The following is a 6,000-nucleotide window of genomic DNA, read 5'->3' on the forward strand; positions in this document are numbered from 1 at the left end:
ACGCAAATTACCTGTTCGCTAGTAGCGAAGAGGCCTTCGATGACATTCCTCATTCTGAACAGGCCCGGATTTGTGGATCTTTGGCCATATGTGTCATGCCTTCGACATTCAGATTGGCCGCAGTCGTATTGTCTGCAATCCTTGCGGCTATAAATGGGAACAGGGCAGAAACGGCTTTCGGTAGGATTGGGTGGTCGATATGGAAAAGCCAATGTCAGGCCATACACTGTAAATTCAGAAAACCAAAAGTTAGCGGTAAGCTATTTGGTAAACAAGAGCATAAAAGTGCCTGATTTAGGCGGGAGTGTAACATTGACTCTGCCTTGCGAGAGTACCATTCATGCGTACTATTAGCTCTATCGGAAGGCGATTCTGGTAATTTCGTCCCCTATAATAGGGTGATTAAGCTAAGGTGATTGTGATTTATGAGTGTTCGAGCTCTTGATAAACCTGATATTTCTGATCAAGTTGTGACTATGCGCCCCAAAACTGGCGCTAGCGTTGCAATTAGAGATATTGTTGATGGATTGATTAAGTATCGTTTGGCGCTGGTGTTTGGTTGGCAAGACGTGGCGCAACGTTATCGTCGATCTCGAGTTGGGGCTTTTTGGCTAACCATCAATATGGCTGTTTTCATTGGCGCACTAGGATTAATATTTGGGACGCTTTTTCAGTCGGAGATGCGAGAGTTTTTGCCTTACCTGTGCGCGGGTGTTATTATGTGGGGCTTCATTTCTACGACGCTCTCGGAAGGTTGTTCCGCATTTAGTGGATCAGATGGCATTATCCTCCAGGTACGCATGCCATTGTTTGTTCATGTCATGCGTGTACTGTGGAGAAACGTAATAATATTGGGGCATAATATTGTTATTTTTCCTATGATTGCATTGATAATGGGGCGGAACATAAATCTAAACATTATGTGGGCCGCTCCAGGGTTCTTACTTGTGTTTTTGAATATTGCTTGGATGGTATTGATTTTAGGTGTTGTGTGTGCTCGCTTTCGCGATATGATGCAAGTAATGACTAATGTCTTGCAGGTTTTGTTTTATGCAACGCCGATAATGTGGATGGTAAAGATTTTACCGGATCGCGTATCTAAAGAATTTATACAATGGAATCCATTTTACCATTTTATTGAGTTGGTCAGAGCTCCCCTCCTCGGTAGTGCGCCAACGCTGTTGAACTGGATTTTTCCAATGGTTCTGATGTTTTTGGGATGGGCCTTTGCCATCGTATTCTATGGCAAGTATCGTTGGCGTGTAGCATATTGGTTGTAGAATGAGTGTGATTAGATTGAACGACGTAAGCGTCGAGTTTCCAATATACAATTCTTCGAGTAGGTCGCTTAAAAATCGGGTTCTAAGCGTCGCTACGGGAGGAAAAATCGAGCGACGAAATGATGGTCTTGTTATAATTCGTGGCTTGGATAGCGTTTCCCTCACTTTACGCGAAGGCGAGAGGGTAGGGCTTATTGGCCATAACGGATCTGGAAAAACGACGCTTCTGCGCGTCCTTTCGGGGATTTATACTCCAACCCAGGGGAGCGCTGTTGTTGATGGAGATTGTGTCTCATTGATCAATATCAGCCTAGGTATCGATCCCGACGCTACAGGTCGAGAGAACATCCGTTTGCGTTCGGCAATTATGGGAATGGATCCTCGAGAAATGGCTGACAAATTCGAGCAGATAGCGGAGTTTTCCGGGCTGGGTGATTTTCTCGATATGCCATTTCGCACATACTCATCAGGTATGCAGTTGAGACTTGCATTTGCCACCTCAACTGCTGTCAGGCCAGAAATCCTGATTATGGATGAATGGCTTTCGACTGGGGATGAAAACTTTAAAGAACGTGCTAATCAGAGAATGCGGGAACTCGTTGATTCTACAAAGATTTTAGTGCTTGCCAGTCATTCTGTTGATTTGTTGAAGAAGAACTGTAACCGCGTTGTTTGGCTTGAGCATGGGCGCATAAAAATGGATGGTTCTCCTGATGACGTTCTGTCATCCTATTTTGGGTTAAATGCGATGAACTAGAACTCCTCATGAACAGTGTATTATTTTAGTTGCAATAATGCTCTGAATGGTTACGAAGCTCACTTACTACGATTAATGCGATGTACGGGTCTGGAGTTTTTCCTGATCATGCCATGAACTACTACGGTGATTGGCTCGGTCCGCAGCCTTGTGCTCGGCTTACAGAGTCGATGCAGAAGAAAAGGAATTATTTGTATGAAACGCTCCTATCTCATCGCTCGTGACTTGTATCTGAGTATGCCTCCACAAATTCAAAACGCATTAAGAGGACCCGCACACGGGGTCGCAAAGTTTTGGCGTCGTTCGTCCCTTTCCGATATAAACAACGGAAAACTTCGTCACATGAAGAACGGCCACGCGGATTTGGAATGGGGTCAGTTTCAAGCACAGATTCTGTCCCATAGGGATGACTATACCGGCGTTTTTATACAGGGTGCCATCATTGATTGGGATGTTGATCTCTATCAACGTCCTCAGCATTTGGCTTCGGCATTCGCTAAAAGAGACTATCTTGTTATTTATCAGACGCACAACTGGGCAAATGATGATGTTCAGGGCTTTCGGCAAGTAAAAAAGAATGTTTGGCTGACTAATTTTGATGTCGCCAAACAAATATCCGATGCGGTCATTTCCGTATATTCGACCGGATATATTGGTGACGTAATGAAGAACGCGTATGATAAGAACACTATTGTTTATGAGTATATTGACCATATTGATCCAAAAATTAGCGGTGATCCAGAAAACATCAAGAAGCTGAGCAGCCTAAAGGATTTTGCCTTTTCCGGTGGAGCCGATTATGTAGTCGCCTCATCAGCGGCGCTGTATAAGGAGGCTATTGATGCTGTTGGTCAGGGTAAAGTGATCATGGTCCAAAATGGAGTGGATACAAAGCATTATAGATGCGGAGATCATCAAACTACTAAGACTACCGATGAGTATAAGTGTTTCAGGCAGAAATATAAGAAAGTCGTGGGATATTTTGGGGCTCTTGCCCCCTGGATTTGGTATGATGAAATCAATAAGTTGGTTTTGTCTAGGCCTGACTTAGGTTTTATTTTTATCGGTCCTGATTATTATGGTGGAAGATCGAAACTAATCCAATCAGAGAATATATTTTGCCCAGGACCTATCGATTATAAGATTCTTCCGGCGTATGCGCGGGAGTTTGATATTTGCTTTATTCCATTCGAGCCTGGTGAAATTGCTCGAACAACCTCCCCCTTGAAACTGTTTGAATATTTTGCGCTTGAAAAGCCGGTAGTAGTTACGTCTTTTATGGATGAATGCGTTATCTATCCAGAAGTGTTCTCAGGCAGAGACGCCGCCGAACTTTCTACAAAGATAGATGAAGCTCTGAACGTGAGTAAAGACCCGGCTTTTAAAACGCGATTGGCGGAGTTGGCGGATAGAAATAGTTGGGACCAACGAGCCGCTGCTTATGAAAAAGTATTCGAAGGACTGAAGCGATTAAAATGAAAAAAGTTCTCTGCGTAGTTGGAACCCGACCAGAAGCAATAAAGATGGCTCCAGTAATATTGGGGCTGCAGAAGGAAACTTGGGCGGAAGTTCGTGTTTTGGCTACTGCTCAGCATCGACAGATGCTTGATCAAGTATTGAACTTCTTTGGTATAGAGCCCGACATTGATCTCAATATAATGCGTCCTAACCAAGCTTTAACGACCTTGACGGCCCGTTTGTTGCTGGAACTTGATAATGTTCTAACCGCAGAAAAACCAGACGTCGTTCTCGTTCAAGGTGACACGACTACGGTCATGGCTGTTGCTTTAGCTTGTTTTTACCATCGTATACCTGTTGGTCATGTCGAGGCGGGGTTGCGCACGTGGGATATTCAGAATCCATTTCCTGAGGAAGCTAATCGCGTTATCGCTGCTAAACTTGCGACTTGGCATTTTGCGCCAACGGACGGTTCCAAACAAAATCTTCTGAGAGATGGTGTGTCAAATGATAAAATCTTTGTCACAGGTAATACTGTCATCGATGCACTGTTTATGGCGGCAAACCGAGATATATCGATAGGCATCCCTTTGGATGAGACGAAGAGAATGGTTCTCGTGACATCTCATCGGCGCGAGAATTTTGGAGCCCCCTTCCAGGAAATATGTCGTGCCTTAAGAATTTTGGCGGAAGACAATCCGGATGTACAATTTTTGTATCCGGTTCACCCGAACCCGAATGTTAAAGATGTAGCCCACAAGCACTTGTCCCCGTTGAACAATTTCATCCTTTGTGAACCGTTGGATTATGCACCTTTTGTAGCAGCTATGAAGCGTGCTTATCTCATTATTACCGATTCCGGAGGTGTTCAGGAAGAGGCTCCGGCCTTGGGTAAACCTGTAATCGTTTTACGTGACGAGACCGAGCGTCCGGAAGCTGTCGCTGATGGCGTAGTGAAGTTGGTCGGCCCCAATTGCGAACGCATCGTCAAAGAAGTGCAATTGCTCCTTGATGACGATACTGCCTATTCAAATATGGCGCGTGGTGTCTCTCCATATGGTGATGGGTGTGCGACAGAACGTATTACAGAAACACTTAGGGTACATTTTTCTTGAAGAATCTCATCTTCATATCGCCTGTACCTTGGGCCAGTTTTGCGCAGAGACCGCATAAGTTTGTGGCCTGGTTTCGCGAGCGACATGGTGGCAGAGTATTGTGGATCGAGCCTTATGGCACGCGCTTTCCAGCTTGGACGGATTTGCGCCGTGTTCGAAAGGTCAGTCTTACAGAGTCAGCCAATCCCGTTCCGGATTGGCTGACTATTCGTCGGGTTCGCCATCTTCCAATCGAACCGCTTCCAGGATCCGGTTGGTTAAATGGCCTTCTGTGGTGGCCGACGGTCATGGATGCAGTTAAATTTGCCGATGGTGGTGAATGTATCATCACTGTGGGGAAGCCTTCAGTTTTCTCTCTCGGTCTTTTAAAGGCTTTGCCGCACTGCATCTCCATTTATGACGCGATGGACGACTTCCCAGCTTTTTATAGTGGTACATCTCAGATTGCTATGAAGCGCAGGGAAGAGAAAGTCGTTGCGCAGGTAAACAAGGTCTGGACGTCTAGTACTTTACTCTACGAAAGATGGTTGAATGAGCACAACAATGTTCGGTTAGTCCGCAATGGGTTGGACATAGATGTAATCGCTTCCGTTGATCCAGCAATAAAGGTGTCGGAAAAAGCAGTTTTTGGTTATCTGGGGACCATTGGAAACTGGTTCGACTGGGAAATGGTTCTCGCATTGGCCAAAGCCGTTCCGGAGGATGTGGTCCGTATTATTGGGCCGGTACACAAGCCAGGTCCAAGTACATTACCCGAGAATATCGAGATACTTCCGCCATGCGACCACTCGAAAGCGATAGGCCAGATGTCACGTTTTGATGTGGGTCTTATCCCGTTCATGAAGAACGCACTTACCGACTCCGTAGATCCAATTAAGTATTACGAGTATCGAGCTTTAGGGATTCCCGTTCTTTCATCGGATTTCGGTGAAATGCGATATAGAAGTCATGAGAAGGGCGTATATCTTGTGAGCGATGTAGCTGGGCTTGAATCAGTGGCTAAAGAAATTCGGCTCGATCGTACCATTAAAAGTGTTGACTTAGCTTTTGCGGAGGCAAATTCTTGGACCTTGCGTTTTGATCAAGGTGGTATTGAGCTGTAGACACGGTTGGCGCGCTACAGAGTAAGCCATTGATTTAGTAAAGTACGATTATAGCTTTACGCATTTTGCTGGGGCTTTCGCCGTTGGATGTGGCTTATCGTAACTTCTTATTTTTCAGCCGACCTGTTAGTGGTAATCCCTCCGTTTTTAACGGGGCTCGTCAGTAGAATTCACGCGGCCCTTTTCAGCTTCTGTGCGGGCGTTACGCCGCCGGGGCCCATATTGGGACGTTCGTTGTTGTAGGCCCAGAGCCACTGCGTGGCAAATTCCTGCGCCTCCTCAATGCT

5 protein-coding genes and 1 pseudogene are annotated in these 6,000 nt (G+C 45.6%); 5 read left to right on the top strand and 1 reads right to left on the bottom strand.

Annotated features, from left to right (window positions below; genetic code table 11):
* Positions 1-425: 425 nt before the first annotated feature.
* From FJQ48_RS02235 to FJQ48_RS02255, 5 genes are all read left to right on the top strand, one after another.
* Complete coding sequence (locus FJQ48_RS02235; RefSeq protein WP_139973574.1) at positions 426-1,280, top strand: ABC transporter permease; 855 nt, start codon at positions 426-428, stop codon at positions 1,278-1,280.
* Position 1,281: 1 nt separating this feature from the next.
* A complete protein-coding gene (locus FJQ48_RS02240; RefSeq protein ID WP_139973575.1) occupies positions 1,282-2,037 on the top strand; it encodes an ABC transporter ATP-binding protein in 756 nt (251 codons plus the stop codon).
* Between the two features lie 195 nt (positions 2,038-2,232).
* The gene (locus FJQ48_RS02245) at positions 2,233-3,516 is read left to right on the top strand and encodes a glycosyltransferase (RefSeq protein ID WP_247870276.1); all 1,284 of its coding nucleotides are present in this window, start codon (positions 2,233-2,235) and stop codon (positions 3,514-3,516) included.
* Positions 3,513-4,610, top strand: coding sequence for a UDP-N-acetylglucosamine 2-epimerase (non-hydrolyzing) (wecB, locus tag FJQ48_RS02250; RefSeq protein ID WP_139973576.1), 1,098 nt, complete (start codon positions 3,513-3,515; stop codon positions 4,608-4,610). The genes FJQ48_RS02245 and wecB overlap by 4 nt, the downstream gene beginning before the upstream one ends.
* A complete protein-coding gene (locus FJQ48_RS02255) occupies positions 4,607-5,713 on the top strand; it encodes a glycosyltransferase family 1 protein (protein WP_139973577.1) in 1,107 nt (368 codons plus the stop codon). Before wecB ends, FJQ48_RS02255 begins: the two co-directional genes overlap by 4 nt.
* Before the next feature lie 170 nt (positions 5,714-5,883).
* Here the strand turns inward: FJQ48_RS02255 and FJQ48_RS02260 are convergent.
* Positions 5,884-6,000: pseudogene (locus FJQ48_RS02260) on the bottom strand (IS3 family transposase); the annotation flags it as partial.

It is taken from the genome of Ochrobactrum sp. CGA5, from assembly GCF_006345815.1.
GTDB lineage: Bacteria > Pseudomonadota > Alphaproteobacteria > Rhizobiales > Rhizobiaceae > Brucella.

Excerpts from the sequence above, each read along its gene's own strand:
- FJQ48_RS02245 (WP_247870276.1), top strand. The coding sequence starts at position 2,233 with ATGAAACGCTCCTATCTCATCGCTCGTGACTTGTATCTGAGTATGCCT.
- wecB (WP_139973576.1), top strand. The coding sequence starts at position 3,513 with ATGAAAAAAGTTCTCTGCGTAGTTGGAACCCGACCAGAAGCAATAAAG.
- FJQ48_RS02235 (WP_139973574.1), top strand. The coding sequence starts at position 426 with ATGAGTGTTCGAGCTCTTGATAAACCTGATATTTCTGATCAAGTTGTG.
- FJQ48_RS02240 (WP_139973575.1), top strand. The coding sequence starts at position 1,282 with ATGAGTGTGATTAGATTGAACGACGTAAGCGTCGAGTTTCCAATATAC.